The following is a 17,289-nucleotide window of genomic DNA, read 5'->3' as shown; positions in this document are numbered from 1 at the left end:
TGACCTCCTCACGCCGCTTGTTTCTTGAACAGCTCGCGGAACACCGGATAGATATCCTCGACCTTGCGAATGTGCTCCATCGCAAAGTGGGGGAACTGGCTGGCTACCGACTCATATTCGTGCCACAGGGTCTGGTGAGCACGGGTGGTGATCTCGATGTAGGAGTAGTACCGCACCCTTGGCATGATGTCCCGCGCCAGAATTTCACGGCACTGCGGTGAGTCATCAGCCCAGTTGTCACCATCCGATGCCTGCGCCGCATAGATGTTCCACTGGTTGGCGGGGTAACGCTCATTGATGATGTCATTCATCATCTTGAGGGCGCTGGATACGATGGTGCCGCCTGTCTCCTGGGAGTAGAAGAACTCGTGCTCGTCCACCTCCTTGGCCTGGGTATGGTGGCGGATATAGACCACCTCGACGTTCTTGTAGGTCCGGCTCAGGAACAGATAGAGCAGGATATAGAAACGCTTGGCCATCTCCTTGGTGGCCTGATCCATGGAGCCCGAGACGTCCATCAGACAGAACATCACCGCCTGGCTGGAGGGGACGGGCCGTTTGACGAAGTTGTTGAACTTGAGATCGAAGGTGTCAATAAACGGCACCGCATCGATCCGTCGTTTCAGCTCCCTGATCTCCTTCTCGAGCAGGGCTATTTCGGCAAAGTGCTCGTTGGGATCGGTGGCTAGCAGAGCCAGCCGATCTTCCAGTTCATGCAATTGGCGTTTCTTGCCCGCTTGCAGCGCCATGCGCCGCGCCAGCGAATTTTGCAGGGAACGCACCACGTTGATGTTGGCGGGCACCCCGTTGGAGGTGTAGCCCGCCCGATAGGTTTTCACCTCCATCAGCTGATTGAGCTGGGTTTTCTGCAGCCTGGGCAGCTCCAGGTCTTCAAACAACAGATCGAGATACTCATCCTTGGAGATCTGGAACACGAAATCATCGGCCCCTTCACCCTGATTGGATGCCTGTCCCTCGCCGGAACCCTGTCCGCCGCCCCCTCCTTTGGGGCGGTCAATCTTGTCGCCGGAGACGAACTGATCATTGCCGGGATGCACCATCTCCCGTTTACCGCCGTGCCCCTGATGAAAATGGGGCTCGCCGATATCCTTGGTCGGGATGCTGATGCTCTCACCCTTGTCTACGTCCTGAATGCTGCGCTTGGAGACAGCATCCGAGACCGCTTGTTTTATCTGCTTCTTGTAGCGGCGGATGAAGCGCTGCCGATTGACAGCGCTTTTGTTTTTGCCGTTGAGCCTGCGGTCGATAAAATGCGCCATAACTCCCCCTTGAACAGTCAGGGTCAGGATGACTTGCGTACCCTGAGATACCATTCGGAGAGCAGTCGCACCTGTTTACGGGTGTAGCCTTTCTCCATCATCCGTTCGACAAAGTTATCGTGCTTCTTCTGCTCCTCGGCCGAGGTTTTGCTGTTGAAGGAGATAACCGGCAGCAGCTCTTCCGTGTTGGAGAACATCTTCTTCTCGATCACGGTGCGCAGCTTCTCGTAACTGGTCCAGTTGGGGTTACGGCCTGCATTGTTGGCCCGGGCACGCAGCACGAAGTTGACGATTTCGTTACGGAAATCTTTCGGGTTGCTGATCCCGGCGGGTTTTTCAATTTTCTCCAGCTCGCTGTTGAGAGACGCTCTGTCAAACAGCTGGCCGGTTTCGGGGTCACGGTACTCCTGATCCTGGATCCAGAAGTCGGCGTAGGTGACGTAGCGATCGAAGATGTTCTGACCGTACTCGGAGTAGGACTCGAGATAGGCGGTCTGGATCTCCTTGCCGATGAACTCCACATAGCGCGGGGTCAGATAGCCCTTGATGAACTCAAGGTAGCGATCGTGCAGCTCTTGCGGGAACTGTTCGCGCTCGATCTGCTGCTCCAGCACATAGAAGAGGTGCACCGGGTTGGCGGCCACTTCCGCGTGGTCGAAGTTGAAGACGCGGGAGAGGATCTTGAACGCAAAGCGGGTAGAGAGACCATTCATCCCTTCGTCCACACCGGCGTAGTCGCGATACTCCTGATAGCTCTTCGCCTTCGGATCGGTGTCCTTCAGACTTTCGCCATCATAGACCCGCATCTTGGAGTAGATGCTGGAGTTTTCCGGCTCTTTCAGCCGTGACAACACAGAGAACTGGCCCAGCAGCTCGAGGGTGCCCGGGGCGCATTTGGCCTCGGTCAATTCGCTGTTGATCAGCAGTTTCTCGTAGATCTTCACCTCTTCGGAGACGCGCAGGCAGTAAGGCACCTTGACGATGTAGACCCGGTCGAGGAAGGCCTCGTTGTTCTTGTTGTTGCGGAACTGCTGCCACTCGGATTCGTTGGAGTGAGCGAGCAAGATGCCGTCAAAGGGGAGGGCGGAGAGCCCTTCGGTACCGTTGTAGTTACCCTCCTGGGTTGCTGTCAGCAGCGGGTGCAGCACCTTGATGGGGGCCTTGAACATCTCGACAAACTCCATCACCCCCTGGTTCGCTTTACACAGCGCACCTGAGTAGGAGTAGGCATCGGCGTCATCCTGGGCGAAGTGCTCCAGCATGCGGATGTCGACCTTGCCGACCAGTGAGGAGATATCCTGGTTGTTGTCATCGCCCGGTTCCGTTTTGGCGATGGCAATCTGATCGAGGATGGAGGGGTTGACCTTCTCCACCTTGAACTTGGTGATGTCGCCGCCAAACTCGTGAAGGCGTTTTGCCACCCAGGGGGACATGATGGGGCGCAGGTAGCGGCGCGGGATGCCGTACTCTTTTTCCAGGATCTCCCCATCCTCTTCGATGTCGAACAGGCAGAAGGGGTGATCGTTGACCGGTGAGCCCTTGATGCGATAGATGGGTACCTTCTGCATCAGGGATTTGAGTTTCTCTGCCAGCGAGGATTTACCGCCGCCAACGGGGCCCAGCAGATAGAGGATTTGTTTCTTCTCTTCCAACCCTTGGGCGGAGTGTTTGAGGTAGGAGACGATCTGTTCGATGGCCTCTTCCATCCCGTAGAAATCCTTGAAGGCGGGATAGCGTGCCACGACGCGGTTGGAGAAGAGTCGGCTCAGTCTGGGGTTGGCTGAGGTGTCTACCATCTCCGGCTCACCGATGGCGGTCAGCAGACGTTCGGCTGCGGAGGCGTAGCAGGCTTTGTCCTGCTTACACATATCCAGGAACTCCTGGATGGTATATTCCTCTTCTCTCGCTTTTTCATATCGCTGTTGGTAATGCTCGAATATGCCCATAACTTTGCCCTCGTTATAGTCGCTTACCCTGAAAAAAGTGGATGACTGCTTTTGTGTTGTGCGCTTTTAAAGCCTAGTCAACAGACTCCAGTAATCCATCACGGTTGATAGGTTAAATTCAGAAGAAACCTGCCCGATCCTTTTGCGGGGAGGGTCAGTCAACAACACCGCTATGTTACTGACTGTTAAATTATTTTTGCCACGATAGTGAGGTAAATGTCAAAGACATAAAAAATAAATGTTTATGGGAAAGAGGGAACTTATTGCGAAAAGATTAAGGGGTTTGACGAAAGGCAATGGGGCTGCGGGTTGGCGGGGTTATGGATGAGAATGTCATTACGTGAACGTCAACGTAAATCACTTCGTTTGGAGTTTTGGCTCTAATTTTTACATTGACGCTACATTTTGAGTGCCCTAGATTGGCGATGTGTGAGCAGCAAGACGCTTTAGCAAGAGAGTTGACTGTTGCCTCACCAAGCTCTGTTTAAGCACGTTTCCGTTGGCTTGACCCTCGCAACCGCGAGGGTCTTCTTTTTCTGTGTCTGTAAACGCTTGTTTCTGCTGGTGGCTATTGACGCCGCCAGCACTCATCTAGCAAGGGTAGGCTTGTTGCACTGCCGCCAGGACGCGGGCAAACGGGTGCGCGGCCAACTGGCCTGCACCCGCCAGCGATTTGGCCTTGACCCGGCTGGTCAGCGGTGTGGTGATGCCGCACAGGAAACGGGTCAGAACACGAGCATCCCCCGAACCTGTCTTGGCAATCAGCGGATCGCACCAGGCGCGGATCCCCGCCTCGTTTGGCATGGTCAGTGAGGGTAGGGGAGGAAGATGTGCCACCTCGCCGCGACAAACCGAACAGTGGCCACAATGAACCGGCGCCACCTCATCGGCAAAATAGCGGGCGAGGCGGTGGCTCAGGCACTCACTTGAGGTGAAAAAGTCGAGCATGGCTTGCAGTCTGGCCAGCTCGCTCTGCTCTTTTTGCAGGAACAGGGCATGCAGGGCATTTGCTTCCTGCTCGTTGTCCCATTCCTGACGGGTGATCCGGTAGACCTCGGTCATCTGTTTGCTTTCAAGCTCGATCCAGCCTTGCTGCTGCAGGTAGTCGAGCGCCGCAATGGCCCGCTGCCGCTCCCCCTGATAGCCTTGCCAGAGGGCGTCAAAGTCCATGGTGCACCAACTGCGGGCTTGCGGGGCGCAGGCGAACAGTTGCTCCAGAAACTGGCGACGATCCGGATTGAAGCGACTCACTATCTCGCCTTTATCCAGCACAAACTTGAAGCGGTAGTCAGCGTAGTAGCTGTAGGCCGGGGTGATGATGCCTGCCATCTCCAGATAGACCAGCAGGGTTTTAAGGGGCAACTGGCGGATATTGGTGTCGTTGGAGAGGCGCAGCAGGGTGAATTCCCACTCGCTCCCGCTCTGTTTGATGAGGGCAAGGAGCTGGAGGATGGCACTCAAATCTGGCGTATCGCCGTAGACGAAGTTCTCCAGCACCGGCAGCTGGCTCTGGTTGGCCAGCACGATACAGTGCGATGGCTGGCCATCCCGTCCGGCGCGGCCAATTTCCTGGCTGTAGTTCTCGATGGATTTGGGCAGATCGTAGTGAATGACTCGCCGGATATCCGCTTTGTCGATACCCATACCAAAGGCGATGGTAGCGACGATGCAAGCCACCTTGCCCGCCATGAAGTCGTGCTGGATCTGGCTGCGCAGCGCCGAGTCGAGTCCGGCATGATAGGCGCGGGCGTTGATCCCTTCTCTAACGAGTTGTTCGGCGCAGGCTTCGGCGGTGTGTTGCAAGGTGACGTAGACGATGGTGGGGGCCGCCGGATCGTTGGCCAACTCCTGCGCGAGCCAGCCATCCCGCGCGTCGGGCGCCAGGGGAATGACCGCCAGATCAAGATTGGGGCGGTAGAAACCGGTGACCACGACCCCCTCCGGCGCGATGCCGAATTTGGTCTGCATATCCTGAATAACCGCCGGTGTGGCGGTGGCGGTGAGCAGCAACACCTGCGGGATCTTCAGGTCATGGCGATAGCTCGGCAGCTTGAGGTAGTCGGGGCGAAAGTTGTGGCCCCACTCCGAGATACAGTGCGCCTCATCGACGACCAGCAGCGAGAGCGGCACTTGCTGGATAAAACGGCGAAAACGCTCGTTCTTGAGTCGCTCTACCGAAATCATCAGGATCTTGAGCTGTCCATCCAGCGCCTGCTGCATCACTCGTCGGCTCTCCTCCGGGCTCTGGCTAGAGTCGAGGGTAGCGGCGCTTATTCCCTTGCTTTTAAGGAAGGCGAGTTGATCGTGCATCAGCGCCAGCAGCGGCGAGATCACCAGGGTCAGGTGAGGCAGGGCGAGGGCCGGCAGTTGATAACAGAAGGACTTGCCGGAGCCGGTGGGAAAGATGGCTGCGGCACTCTGACCTGCCAGCACCCGGCTGATCACCGCCTCCTGACCTGGCCTGAGTGCGGAGAAACCAAAATATTGGTTGAGCAGGGATGTGATCATGGCAAGGCTCCGCGGCAAATGGGGGATGATAGCACAGCGACACCGGTCACGGGTGACACAGGAATGGTCGTGAGGGTAAGGGCAGAGAGTGTCGATAAAACGTACAAAAATGGGTGGTTGCGCTGTAGTTAAGGTTTTGTTGCGGTTTTTTGTGATGGAAACGGGATATTTTTTGGTGAGTCTCTGGAAAAAAAAGATGGTGAATGGGATATTCCGTCATGCAATCCGGTGACTGGCGGATCGGCCCGACAGAAGGCTGGCCACAGACACCACATCCGGGCGACAGGGGTCTCCCGATGAGTGGTTGCAGACAGGACTCATGATTCATGCACTACGGTGCTTAGGGACTTTTTTGATGACACAACAACACCCCCTCCTTCGGCTGGTCAATAGCACCAGTCTGGTCAGCCAGATCCTGGTTGGTCTGGTATTCGGTATCTTGCTGGCACTGTTTGCCCCCGAGTGGGCGAAAACGGCAGGTCTGCTCGGCAGTCTGTTCGTTGGTGCACTGAAAGCGGTAGCTCCGCTGCTGGTATTCGTACTGGTGATGGCGGCCATCATTGGTCACAAGCAGGGTCAGAAGACCAATATTCGCCCGCTGCTGGCGCTCTACCTGTTTGGTACCTTCTCTGCGGCCGTGGTCGCGGTGATTGCCAGCTTCCTGTTCCCCTCCAACCTCCATCTGGTGGCCAATACTGCCGAGATCACCCCGCCAGGCGGGATCACCGAGGTGCTGCAGACCCTGCTGTTCAACGTGGTGACAAACCCGGTCAAGGCGCTGATGGATGCCAACTATATCGGGATCCTGGCGTGGGCCATCGGTCTGGGTATCGCCATGCGCCATGCCAACGAGAGCACCAAGGCGCTCATTACTGACCTGTCTCACGGTGTCTCCGCCATCGTGAAAGCGGTGATCCGCTGTGCCCCGCTCGGGATCCTGGGTCTGGTTGCCTCCACGCTGGCAGAGACCGGCTTTGACGCCCTGTTTGGCTATGCCCAACTGCTGGTGGTGCTGATCGGCTGCATGCTGTTTATCGCCTTTGTGGTCAACCCGTTGATCGTCTTCTGGAAGATCAAGCGCAACCCCTATCCGCTGGTGCTGACTTGCCTCAAAGAGAGCGGCGTGACCGCCTTCTTTACCCGCAGCTCTGCCGCCAACATTCCGGTCAACATGGCGCTGTGTGAAAAACTGCGCCTGCCCAAAGATACCTACGCGGTCTCCATCCCGCTGGGTGCCACCATCAACATGGCTGGTGCGGCCATCACCATCACTGTGCTCGCCATGGCGGCGGTACATACCCTGGGGATGGAAGTGGACATGGCAACGGCCGTGCTGCTCTCTGTGGTAGCCACCATCAGTGCCTGTGGCGCGTCCGGTGTCGCCGGTGGCTCTTTGCTGCTGATCCCGCTGGCGTGCAGCCTGTTTGGTATCAGCAACGACATCGCCATGCAGGTAGTAGCCGTTGGCTTTATCATCGGCGTGCTGCAGGATTCTGCCGAGACAGCGCTGAACAGCTCCACCGACGTGCTGTTCACCGCCGCAGCGTGCATGGCCGAAGATGAAACCTTGCTGGATGTGGCTCCGGTACCGAGCCGCGAAGCCTGATCTCGCAACGGTCAGTTTCGCAACACACTTGCGCCCTCTTCGGAGGGCGCTTTTTATTGCCGGATTTGCTCTCTTTTCCTCTGAGCAATCTCATTGGCTGATGTGCCAGACATTCTGTCGCCCTTGTCCAGGGCGCAGCCTTATCTTTATCCCTTCGAGTTGTGCTTCCTCCTTCTGTTGTGCGCTACACATTTTTGTCTGTTCTGCTAACAGCCGATTGCTATGGCTTACCCCAGATCTTCAGTACAATCACAGCATCACAGAAAAACGAAGATGGCTGGCTGCGGCAGATGAACCCAACCCGTCCTATCAGACACGCCATCATGGTTTGGTGAGGAGGAGTAAACGTGTTGGCAGATATTGATCTGCGGGCCTGCCATGGCGCTGGTGAGCATGCAGATATCCAACAAAGGGAGTAATAAGGAGAGAGCAGGGGAATCGCGGAGGCACAGATTGCAGAGATAAAAAAGCCAGCCGAGTGTTCGGCTGGCTTTTTGCTATCAGTGGCAGGTGGGGGATTAACCGACCAGCTGATAGAGGATGGCAGAGATGGCGATCATGCCCATGGTTGCAACGAATACGTTGCTGATATGACCCTGATATTTCGCCATGGCCGGTACGCGCTTGATAGCGTACATCGGCATGATGAACAGGATGGTAGCGATGATCGGGCCGCCCAAGGATTCAATCATGCCCAGAATGGAGGGGTTGGCAATGGCAGTGCCCCACAGGGTCAGGATGAAGAAGGCGATGATGAACATCTCGACTTTTTTGGCGTTCGGCTCTTTGCCGGACTTGCGCATGTTCTGCACGATCATCCCTTTCAGACCTTCACGGGCACCCAGATAGTGGCCGAAGAAGGAGGAGACGATGGCCACGAACGCAACCAGCGGACCGAAGTAGGAGATGATGGGGCTGGCATGCTGGTTGGCCAGATAGGAGAGCACGGCGATGTTCTGGGCCTTGGCTTCTGCCAGCTGGGCCGGTGTCAGGCTCATGACGCAGGAGAAGACGAAGAACATCACGAAGCCCAGCAGCACCATGGCGGTACGCTTGAGGATGGCATCGGCTTTCTCGACAGCCTGATCACCGTGGTCGCGGCGCTGAGCCAGGGAGAAGCTGGAGATGGCCGGGCTGTGGTTGAAGGAGAAAACCAGTACCGGGATGGTCAGCCACAGGGTAGTGGCGAAATCCTTGGCAGAGGGCACTTGCTCCAGCGCGGCCCCGGTCCAGTCCGGAATGAGGTACAAAGAGATACCGGCCAGAATGGCGATCAGCGGATAAACCAGCAGCTCGGTCACTTTCAGCATCAGCTTCTCACCGGCCAGCATCACTGACATCATGCCCATGATCAGCACGATGGAGAGGATCCAGCGCGGCGGGGCACTCATCTGCAGCTGGTTGACCATGAAGCTTTCCACGGTGTTGGTGATGCCCACGCCGTAGATCAGCACGATGGGGTAGATGGCGAAGAAGTAGAGCAGGGTGATTAATTTACCGGCACCCACGCCAAAGTGCTCTTCCACCACTTCGGTGATGTCTGCATTTGGCTTTTTGGAGGAAAGGACGAAGCGGGCCAGACCACGGTGGGCCAGATAGGTCATGGGACCTACCAGCAGCGCCATGACGACCAGCGGCCAGAAACCGCCCATACCCGCGTTGATCGGCAGGAACAGGATCCCCGCGCCAACCGCGGTCCCGAACAGACTGATGACCCAGGTAGAGTCGCGTTTTTCCCAACGAGTGGTTTGAGTAGAGCGGATCCCTTGCTCTGTTGACGCCGCAACTCCCTGCGTGCCAGTGACTGTGTTTGACATCTATCTCACCCCGAATGTGTGGTTCTTATTAAGTCGGCGCAAGGATACGGTTTTTCTAATCAAAAATGTTGATCAAATTCATCTTTACGGCACGAAAAACCGCACTTTCTTATGGAAATGTGATCAAAACAAGAAAAATTCAATTATTGTTTATCAATTGGCACGTTATTTTAGTGTTAATGATTAAATCTCGCTCAGCCAAATGTAGGTAAATTGTTATTTTGCGAGATGCAGGGCTAGCTGGTTGATCATGCTGGCGGTAGCCCCCCAGATAAAGTGCTGTTGCCAGGGGATCCAGTAGATGGTGTGTGCTTTCCCCCCTCTGGAAAGGGTCAGGGGGATGTGGTTGCGCCGATCCAGCAGATGGGCCAGCGGCACTTCGAAGGCGTGATCCACCTCATCCGGACTCAGGATGAGGGGATAGTCGCCATCGAGCAGCCCCAGCACCGGCAGTACTTCGAATCGTGACACCGTATTGAGCGGGTTGAGGGTGCCGATCACTTCAATCAGCCGTGCCGGAATGCCGAGCTCCTCTTCAGTCTCCCGCAGCGCCGTGGCAATCAGGTTCTCGTCACCGGGATCCTGTCGCCCGCCGGGGAAGCTGATCTGCCCCCCATGATGACGCAGCCGGGGGCTGCGCTGGGTCAATAACACGCTGAGCCCCTCATCGCGCATCACCACCGGGATCAACACCGCCGCCGGACTGAGCCCGCCAATGGCGAGGCGATGGGCCGGGGCGGGTCGCTGCAACTGGAAGCGGGTCAGCAGTTCGTGGCGATCCATGGCGGGGAGCTCTCCTGTGCGTTGGCCTGACTGTGGGGAGGGTTACAGCGCCGACAGCGGCGGCAGGATGCGGGCAACCTTGTCATAGGTCTCCTGATATTCGCTGTCGGCATCGGAGTCGGCGATGATGCCCCCACCGGCCCAGCAGTGCAGGCGACCCGCTTCGGCGATCAGGGTACGAATGCAGATGCTGGTATCCATCCGACCATGCTGGCTGAGATAGCCGATGCTGCCGCAATAGGCGTTGCGGCGCTGGGGCTCCAGCTCTTCGATGATCTCCATGGCGCGGATCTTGGGGGCGCCGGTGATGGAGCCACCCGGGAAGCAGGCCCGCAGCAGATCGACTCCTTGCCAGCGTGCATCCAGCTCACCGTGGATGGTGGAGACCAGATGATGTACCGCCGGAAACGACTCCACCGCAAAGAGATGAGGCACGCTGACCGAGCCCGGCCGGCTGACCCGACCGATGTCGTTGCGCAGCAGATCAACGATCATCAGATTCTCTGATCTGTCCTTGTCGGCCTGCGCCAGCTCCCGCGCGACTTGCCGATCGGTGGCCGGATCAGGGTGGCGAGGGCGAGTGCCTTTGATGGGTTTGGTTTCGATATGACGGCCATCGAGCAGCAGGAACCGCTCGGGAGAGAGGCTCAGCAGCGCGCTCTCCGGCAGGCGGATAAAGGCAGAGAAGGGGGCCTTGTTGGCTGTTGCCAGCAGGCAATAGGCCTGCCACTCATCCCCCTGATAGGGGGCGCTGAAACGCTGGGTCAGGTTGATCTGGTAGCAATCCCCTGCGGCGAGATATTCCTGAATACGGGCAAACTTCTCGCCATACTCGGCGCGGCTCATATTGCTCTGCCACGACCCCTGCAAGGCAAAAGCAGGGGCAGGTTTGGCCTGCTGCTGTTCAAGCCAGGCCAGCCGGTTGGCAAGGCCCGATTTATCCCCCCAGTGCACCAGTTGCCAGTCGCCGGTCGCCACATTGCGCAGCAGTGCCCAGTCGTAGATGCCCACCGCCATGTCTGGCACCGCGATATCGGCGGCGGCCTGCACCGGCAGTCGCTCGAAGCGACGGCCGAGATCATAGCCAAACAGGCCTAGGGCGCCGCCAATAAAGGGCAGGTGAGTGGCGCACAGTTCCAGCTCCCCCAGCAACTGTTGCTGGGTATGGGCCAGCAGGGCGAGGGGATCTTCGCTGTGTTCGCTGATATTCACCCCGACACGCAGAGTGGTCACCTCGCCGCGGGTTTCGAGGGTCGCCAGCGGATCGGCAGTGATGATATCAAAGCCGTTATCGGCACCGAGTGGTCCCGCCGACTCCAGCAACATGGCCCACGGCTGATGTTGCAGGCGGGCAAAAAGCTGATGGAGTTCAGCACTATGGTCTAGATGATGGATATGAAGTGTTGGCGTCATTTTATGTTACACAGGCAACAGTTTGGTTCCCGAACCCTAGTCGGTGCTGGTGGGCAAGCGTATCATAGGTGTCGGTGACTTAAGAAAAAACTGCCGTGTCGTTCGTTTTTTGCTGGTTGATAGTTTTTAGCCAGCACGTCAGCACGGCCCATCATATGGAAGCCCTTGCCCTGCTCCGTGGCAGAGACAAGGACCAGTGAGGATGATATGAGCATTATAAAAAAACAGGATTTCATCGATTCTATCGCAGATGCCCTCCAGTACATCTCCTATTACCACCCGTTGGATTTTGTTCAGGCTGCCAAAGCGGCGTATGACCGTGAGGCCAACCCGGCCGCCAAAGATGCGCTGGCCCAGATCCTGATCAACTCCCGCATGTCCGCCGAAGGTCATCGTCCGCTCTGCCAGGACACCGGCATCGTGACCTGTTTCGTCAAGATTGGCATGCAAGTCCAGTGGGACAGCGACATGACAGTGCAGGAGATGGTGGACGAAGGGACCCGTCGTGCCTACACCAATCCTGACAACCCGCTGCGCGCCTCCGTGCTGGCCGATCCGGCCGGCAGTCGCAAGAATACCAAAGATAACGCCCCTGCCGTGGTCCATATCGACATGATCCCCGGCAACAAGGTGGAAGTGAGCATCGCGGCCAAAGGCGGCGGCTCCGAGAACAAATCCAAGATGGTGATGCTCAACCCCTCTGACGATATCGTCGAGTGGGTGCTGAAAACCGTGCCGACCATGGGCGCAGGCTGGTGCCCGCCCGGCATGCTGGGCATCGGCATCGGCGGTACCGCCGAGAAAGCGGCGGTGCTGGCCAAAGAGGCCCTGATGGAGCACATCGACATTCAGGAGCTGATCGCCCGTGGCCCGCAAACCACCGAAGAGAAGCTGCGGGTCGAGCTCTACGACAAGGTCAACAAGCTGGGGATCGGTGCCCAAGGTCTGGGTGGTCTGACTACCGTGCTGGATGTGAAGGTGAAATCTGCGCCGACTCATGCCGCCTCCAAGCCGGTGGTGATGATCCCCAACTGCGCCGCGACCCGCCACGTTCACTTCGAGCTGGATGGTTCAGGGCCCGCCGAGCTGACCCCGCCGAAACTGAGCGACTGGCCGGAGATCACCCGTGAAGCGGGTGGCAATGTGCGCCGCGTCAACGTAGATGGCATCACCAAGGCCGAACTGGCCAGCTGGAAGAGCGGTGATACCGTGCTGCTCTCCGGCAAGATCCTCACCGGTCGTGACGCAGCCCACAAGCGTATCGCCGACATGCTGAAAAATGGCGAAGGGCTGCCAGAAGGGGTCGATTTCACCAACCGCTTCATCTATTACGTTGGCCCGGTCGATGCGGTGCGTGACGAAGTAGTTGGCCCGGCTGGCCCCACCACCTCCACCCGGATGGACAAGTTCACCGACATGATGCTGGGTGAAACCGGCCTGATCGGCATGATCGGCAAGTCCGAACGTGGCCCGAAAACCGTCGAGAGCATCAAGCAGCACAAGGCTGTCTATCTGATGGCGGTGGGCGGCGCAGCCTATCTGGTGGCCAAGGCTATCAAGAAGGCGCGCGTGGTGGCCTTTGCCGATCTCGGCATGGAAGCGATCTACGAGTTTGAAGTGGAAGATATGCCGGTGACCGTAGCGGTCGACTCCGAAGGCAACAATATCCACGAAACCGGTCCGGCCTACTGGTCTGCCAAGATTGCCGAGCTGGATGGCAAGCTCTCCTCCTGAGTGACCGTTTCCGCTGCCGGTTAACGGTATCGGCCCTGTAAAGAAGGCGCGTCCATCCGGATGCGCCTTTTTGCTTTGGCTGGCCTGTTATGGGCTCAGGTTGGCCGTTTGCGGCAAGCAGGTATAAAAAAAGGATGGCGTGACGCCATCCTTTTTCGTTGTGCTTGTGCTCTGGTAGTAGACAGCAGAGCAATCGCCCTTGGCTTTAGGCCTTTTTCAGGTAGGCCGCAACCAGTACGATCTGCACGCCGTTGACCTTGCCTTCGATATGGAGCGGGTTGTTGGTCAGACGGATGCCCTTGACCAGGGTGCCGCGCTTGGCGGTGAAACCGGCGCCTTTCACGTCCAGATCCTTGATCAGGGTAACGGAGTCGCCCTCTTGCAGCACGGCGCCGTTGGAGTCAACGGTCGGTACGCTGTCGTCATCTTCGTCAGCAATACCAGCTTCAGCCCAAGCCTTGGCTTCGTCTTCCATGTACATCATGTCCAGCAGATCCTGAGCCCATACTTCACCCTTGCCGGAGAGTGCTTTGAGCTGGCGCCATGCCATCACCTGCACCGCAGGCACCTGGCTCCACATGCTGTCACTCAGGCAACGCCAGTGGTTCACCACCAGGGTATCCGGTTGTTCCAACTGACCACGGCAGGTGTCACAGATAGCAACGCTGTGATCATCGTCGCTGGCGGGGGAGTGAGGCACCACGAAGGCGGTCAGCGCCTGCTCGGCGCTGCACAGTTCACACTTGGCGCCCGCGCGCGCTTGAAGAATGGCGTTGATGGTCATGTTGTTGGTCCCATAGCTAGTGGTAAAGCGACCCGCGTTGGGCGGGGCGCGTGAAAGAGGGGGCGGAATATAGCATAAAACCCCGCACTTTGTCAGGTCTGCCCAGGCTCACAAGGTTGGCTGTGCTGTTGCGCGGCGCTGATCGTTTGGTATTGAGAGTGCAATTTGAAGCGGGATCGCTAGAATGAGCCTCCTTTTTGACTGCAAGGCAGGGGCATTCGTGCTGGCTCAACGTTTTCAACAACTGGATCGACTGCTCACCCGCTACCAACGCTGGTGGCAATATCAGCCATATCATCATCTGACCATGGCCTTTGCTGATGAGGCGCCCGGGCTGGCGGCGTTGCTCAATGGGCTGACCCTTGCCCAGTTGGCGGAGCTCGATGCGGATATGGATGCACTCAGCAGTCTGCTTGTCCCCTGGATTGCCGAGGGAGCCGAGCTGCAGCAACTCAGCCAGCTTGCCCCGTTTACCCCGGAGCCCATCACCTGCAGCAAGGAGATGGCGCTGCATATGCCGGGGCGCAAGCAGGCCCAGATCGAGTCGTTCACCGCATGTTTGCCGGCCCATCAGGGCCCCTATCTGGAGTGGTGTGCCGGCAAAGGGCATCTTGGGCGACTTGTATCGCTCCATCGACAGGCTCCGATCCTCAGTCTGGAGCTGCAAGGGCAGCTTTGTGACGAAGGTCGGCTGCTGGCCGAGCGGGATGGCGCCAATATGACCTTTACCTGCGCCGATGCCTTTGCCCCCGAATCGGCGGCGCTGATCGCCCCCGAACATCACGCTATGGCACTCCATGCCTGCGGCGAGCTGCACACCCATCTGCTGGAGCGGGTGGCCGAGCGCAGTGCCAGCGGCGTGACCATCTCTCCCTGTTGTTACCACCTGATCCGTACCAGCCACTATCGCCCGCTGTCAGCCGCGGCCAGCGCCAGCGAGCTGGTGTTGAGCAAGGCGGATCTCAAGTTGCCGCTACAGGAGACGGTCACTGGCGGTGCGCGGATCGCCCGCCTACGCGAGCAGGAAGTGGTGTGGCGGCTCGGTTTTGACTGCCTGCAGCGTCAGGTGCGCGGTGTGGATGAGTATCTGCCGGTGCCCAATATGCAAAAGAGCCTGCTGACCGGCACCTTCGAGGCATTCTGCGTTTGGGCTGCTGAACGCAAAGGAATTGTGCTGCCCGCCGGGCTGGACTACCCCGCCTGGTTGGAACACGGGGAGCGCCGCTTTGGTGATGTCGTCCGCATGGAGCTGGTACGTCATTTATTTCGCCGTCCCCTCGAGATCTGGCTGGCGCTGGATCGCGCGCTCTTTTTGCAAGAGCAGGGCTATCGGGTCGAGGTGGGGGAGTTCTGTGCCAAACCCATGACCCCGCGCAATATCCTGATCCGTGCCGTGCGTGCCTGACATCCGGCGATTTCGAGCATTTCTCTTGAACATTGATGATGGCTGACAGGTTGAGCCTGTCAGCCATTTTTTTTCATCACGAACAATGACCGTATGGCAGGTCACCTGGCCGTCTCAATTGTTCTAAAAATGGGCGACAGATCACACTCTGGCGTTTTCATTTGGGTTCAATTTCTTTGTTTCAGCTGCACTGAATATCACAAGGTGAAATGGCTCACAAATTCTGCTTATTTCTTAATTCTCATCGTGAATTTAGTTGTTGAAACACCTACTCTTGGAACGCATTAATTCAAACAAGGACGATAAACATGTTCAAACCCAAGCGTTGTGCCTGGCTGATCGCTGCCGCCTGCGCATTGCCAAGCTATGCCGCAATGAGTGCAGCCATGAATATTCAACCCGATCCGCAAAATGCGGGAGGATATGTGATTGCGGCCCCGGATCTGGCCGCCATGGAAAAAGCCAAGACGGCTAATCCAATGTATGCAATATGGGCCAAGGCATTGGCGACCCGGTCCAATAAAATCGTTGATGCCATTGAACCGGGTTTGGCAAGCAATCCTGACAACGTAAAACGGGTTGAACGGGTATTTCCCCAATCTGAATGGGAATATTTAACCCAGATGGCAGCGCCGGAATATACTTATGTCCGCTTCTTGCGAGCCATCGGTAAATTCCCTGCGTTCTGTGGTGAGTATACTGACGGGCGTGATTCTGATGCGATCTGTAAAAAATCCATCGTGACCGCCTTTGCCCACTTCTCTCAGGAGACCGGTGGCCATATTGCCAAGGAGAACGTCTCCGATAACCCGCTGGGGCTGGAGGAGTGGCAACAGGCGCTGGTGCATGTGCGGGAGATGGGCTGGTCAGAGGGACAGACCGGCTATACCACAGGCTGCGGCCAGAACGACTGGCAGAACAAGAAGTGGCCCTGCAGCACGGGTCAGGGGTACTTCGGCCGCGGCGCCAAGCAGCTTTCTTACCACTTCAACTACGGTGCCTTCTCCGAGGCGATGTTTGATGGCGATGCCTCCGTGCTGCTCAACAACCCGGGTCTGGTGGCGGACTCCTGGCTTAACCTCGCTTCTGCCATCTGGTTTTTCCTCACCCCGCAGGCCCCGAAACCGGCCATGCTGCACGTGATTGATCGTACCTGGGTACCCTCCAAACGGGAAGCTGACGCCGGTATCGGCTATGGCTTCGGTACCACCATCAACGTCATCAACGGCGGCATCGAGTGTGGCGAGCAGAACAAGGACAAGGGGCAGCCGGTCAATCGCATCCGCTACTGGGAAGGGCTGGCCAACCACTACCAGATCCCGATAAAGGCGGATGAGAAGAACACCTGCTGGCAGCAGACTCCCTATGGCAGCCTCAATCTTAACGGCGCTACCGACGTGCTCTACACCAACTGGGATGGCAACTGGAAATACTATCCGGATCGCCCGGGCGGTTACTCCTTCGAGTGCGAGCTGGTGGGCTTTCAGACCGCCTATTCTGCGCTGGTGCCGGGTGATTACGAGAAGTGCGTGACCAACTTCTACGGCTCCCACGCCAACTGGCCGAAAGTGCGGGTTGTGGACAAACTGACTCCACCACCGGTCGATCCGAGCGAACCTCCCATCGGTGGCAACCCGGCCTGGGAAGCGACCAAGGTCTACACCGCGGGCAGCAAGGTGAGCTACAAGGGAGCCGTCTATCAGGCCAAATGGTGGACGCAAGGGGATGATCCCGCCAAAGGTGGCCCCTGGGCGTTGGTGACGACCCAATAAAGAGACAGTCCATCCATTGATTGATAAGGAGAGGGGGCTTGGCCCCCTTTTTATATATTTTTATGGTATGAGATAATATGTGGCAGCGATTGAAAAAAGATCCATCAATCTGGAGGGGGAACTATATTTCCCAGCCAACTTTTCTTTCCAGATTAAAGTGACGTAAACGGTCCATATCAAACTTTATTGATGGCTGGGCTTAGTAATATTCAAAAAACGTTGTGTGATGTTTTGCTAAACG

General features: G+C 57.3%; 11 protein-coding genes. 4 read left to right on the top strand and 7 right to left on the bottom strand.

Going from position 1 to position 17,289, the window contains the following annotated elements; genetic code table 11:
• Positions 1-8: 8 nt before the first annotated feature.
• The 3 genes from OKC31_RS10040 to OKC31_RS10030 form a co-directional block, all read right to left on the bottom strand.
• Entirely contained in the window at positions 9-1,280 is a 1,272-nt protein-coding gene (locus OKC31_RS10040) for a YeaH/YhbH family protein (protein WP_005360363.1), read from the bottom strand.
• A gap of 23 nt (positions 1,281-1,303) precedes the next feature.
• Positions 1,304-3,226 (bottom strand): PrkA family serine protein kinase, encoded by a 1,923-nt coding sequence (locus tag OKC31_RS10035; protein WP_005333223.1) that lies wholly within the window; start codon positions 3,224-3,226, stop codon positions 1,304-1,306.
• Between the two features lie 591 nt (positions 3,227-3,817).
• Complete coding sequence (locus OKC31_RS10030) at positions 3,818-5,734, bottom strand: RecQ family ATP-dependent DNA helicase (protein WP_270656860.1); 1,917 nt, start codon at positions 5,732-5,734, stop codon at positions 3,818-3,820.
• A 355-nt stretch (positions 5,735-6,089) separates the two neighbouring features.
• Between OKC31_RS10030 and sstT the strand changes: the two genes are divergently transcribed.
• The gene (gene sstT / locus OKC31_RS10025) at positions 6,090-7,340 is read left to right on the top strand and encodes a serine/threonine transporter SstT (protein ID WP_139473892.1); all 1,251 of its coding nucleotides are present in this window, start codon (positions 6,090-6,092) and stop codon (positions 7,338-7,340) included.
• Positions 7,341-7,858: 518 nt separating this feature from the next.
• Here the strand turns inward: sstT and OKC31_RS10020 are convergent.
• From OKC31_RS10020 to pabB, 3 genes are all read right to left on the bottom strand, one after another.
• The gene (locus OKC31_RS10020) at positions 7,859-9,157 is read right to left on the bottom strand and encodes a serine/threonine transporter (RefSeq protein ID WP_106843342.1); all 1,299 of its coding nucleotides are present in this window, start codon (positions 9,155-9,157) and stop codon (positions 7,859-7,861) included.
• Between the two features lie 216 nt (positions 9,158-9,373).
• Complete coding sequence (locus OKC31_RS10015) at positions 9,374-9,940, bottom strand: CoA pyrophosphatase (protein ID WP_270656857.1); 567 nt, start codon at positions 9,938-9,940, stop codon at positions 9,374-9,376.
• Between the two features lie 42 nt (positions 9,941-9,982).
• A complete protein-coding gene (gene pabB / locus OKC31_RS10010) occupies positions 9,983-11,266 on the bottom strand; it encodes an aminodeoxychorismate synthase component I (RefSeq protein ID WP_270656958.1) in 1,284 nt (427 codons plus the stop codon).
• A gap of 294 nt (positions 11,267-11,560) precedes the next feature.
• Here pabB and OKC31_RS10005 point away from each other — a divergent pair, with 294 nt between their 5' ends.
• Positions 11,561-13,087, top strand: a complete 1,527-nt coding sequence (locus OKC31_RS10005) for a fumarate hydratase (RefSeq protein ID WP_005351759.1) — start codon at positions 11,561-11,563, stop codon at positions 13,085-13,087.
• Positions 13,088-13,292: 205 nt separating this feature from the next.
• Here OKC31_RS10005 and OKC31_RS10000 read toward each other — a convergent pair whose 3' ends face one another.
• Positions 13,293-13,871, bottom strand: coding sequence for a PhnA domain-containing protein (locus tag OKC31_RS10000; protein WP_005333203.1), 579 nt, complete (start codon positions 13,869-13,871; stop codon positions 13,293-13,295).
• A gap of 184 nt (positions 13,872-14,055) precedes the next feature.
• Here OKC31_RS10000 and OKC31_RS09995 point away from each other — a divergent pair, with 184 nt between their 5' ends.
• On the top strand, positions 14,056-15,276 hold the full coding sequence (locus tag OKC31_RS09995) for a methyltransferase (protein WP_270656856.1): 1,221 nt from the start codon (positions 14,056-14,058) through the stop codon (positions 15,274-15,276).
• A gap of 308 nt (positions 15,277-15,584) precedes the next feature.
• Entirely contained in the window at positions 15,585-17,048 is a 1,464-nt protein-coding gene (locus OKC31_RS09990) for a chitinase (RefSeq protein WP_270656854.1), read from the top strand.
• The last annotated feature ends 241 nt before the right edge of the window (positions 17,049-17,289 follow it).

Source organism: Aeromonas sp. Y293-4, from assembly GCF_027705905.1.
GTDB lineage: Bacteria > Pseudomonadota > Gammaproteobacteria > Enterobacterales > Aeromonadaceae > Aeromonas > Aeromonas veronii.
This window is presented reverse-complemented; position numbering and strand designations above follow the sequence as displayed.

Bases quoted from the DNA above. Each gene is read 5' to 3' on its own strand.
- OKC31_RS10040 (WP_005360363.1), bottom strand. From the start codon at position 1,280: ATGGCGCATTTTATCGACCGCAGGCTCAACGGCAAAAACAAAAGCGCT.
- OKC31_RS10035 (WP_005333223.1), bottom strand. From the start codon at position 3,226: ATGGGCATATTCGAGCATTACCAACAGCGATATGAAAAAGCGAGAGAA.
- OKC31_RS10030 (WP_270656860.1), bottom strand. From the start codon at position 5,734: ATGATCACATCCCTGCTCAACCAATATTTTGGTTTCTCCGCACTCAGG.
- sstT (WP_139473892.1), top strand. From the start codon at position 6,090: ATGACACAACAACACCCCCTCCTTCGGCTGGTCAATAGCACCAGTCTG.
- OKC31_RS10020 (WP_106843342.1), bottom strand. From the start codon at position 9,157: ATGTCAAACACAGTCACTGGCACGCAGGGAGTTGCGGCGTCAACAGAG.
- OKC31_RS10015 (WP_270656857.1), bottom strand. From the start codon at position 9,940: ATGGATCGCCACGAACTGCTGACCCGCTTCCAGTTGCAGCGACCCGCC.
- pabB (WP_270656958.1), bottom strand. From the start codon at position 11,266: ATGTTGCTGGAGTCGGCGGGACCACTCGGTGCCGATAACGGCTTTGAT.
- OKC31_RS10005 (WP_005351759.1), top strand. From the start codon at position 11,561: ATGAGCATTATAAAAAAACAGGATTTCATCGATTCTATCGCAGATGCC.
- OKC31_RS10000 (WP_005333203.1), bottom strand. From the start codon at position 13,871: ATGACCATCAACGCCATTCTTCAAGCGCGCGCGGGCGCCAAGTGTGAA.
- OKC31_RS09995 (WP_270656856.1), top strand. From the start codon at position 14,056: ATGAGCCTCCTTTTTGACTGCAAGGCAGGGGCATTCGTGCTGGCTCAA.
- OKC31_RS09990 (WP_270656854.1), top strand. From the start codon at position 15,585: ATGTTCAAACCCAAGCGTTGTGCCTGGCTGATCGCTGCCGCCTGCGCA.